Source organism: Streptomyces sp. JW3 (assembly GCF_052216785.1).
Lineage (GTDB): Bacteria > Actinomycetota > Actinomycetes > Streptomycetales > Streptomycetaceae > Streptomyces.
On record NZ_JBQOUX010000258.1, the window covers coordinates 1 to 670 of the forward strand.

The window sequence follows — 670 nt, forward strand, 5'->3', positions numbered from 1 at the left end:
GCCCTGGACTACAGCGACTTCTCCGAGCTGTACGGCGCCAACTGGGCCGACCGGCTGTCGTTCGTGCAGTACCCGGCATGCTTCCTGACCACCCCGGACACCGAGGGCTGCGCCGAGCCGTCCGAGGTCACCACCGACAACGTGGTTGAGCAGACCGGCACGGACGCAGACGGCAACCCGGTGTACGAGCGCCGCATCGAGGCGACCGTGGCAACCGAGGCGCTGGCGGCGGGCGGCACGTCCACGGACACCGCCGCCACTGCCTCGACCGCCTCCACGTCGGACGAGGGCGCCGTCACCGACGGCGTGTACCGCGCGGCGAAGAAAGCGGACGGCACCCGCCTGGCCTCCCTCGCCGCCGCGGCCGCCGACGGCTCCGGCTCCTCCGTGCTGCTCGCCACCGACTCCGGCTCCGGCTCCAAGGGCGACTTCGGCGCGACCCCGCTGGTCAGCGCCGGTTCCTGGCAGGCCGGCGGCAACGCCGGCGGCTTCAGCTACTCGTACACCCTGGGGACCCCGAGCGTGCCCGGCGGCCCGTCCCCGGCGGTGTCCTTCGGCTACAACTCGCAGGTTGTGGACGGTCGTACGTCCGTCTCCAACAACCAGCCCTCCTGGATCGGCGACGGCTGGGAGTACAACGCGGGCTCCATCACCCGCACGTACACCTCCT

Annotated in this window: 1 protein-coding gene; it reads left to right on the forward strand. The window is 72.1% G+C overall.

Annotation, left to right across the window (positions count from 1 at the left end):
• Window positions 1–670: hypothetical protein (locus tag ACTT8P_RS38390; RefSeq protein WP_442836418.1), on the forward strand; the 670-nt coding region annotated here is incomplete at both ends.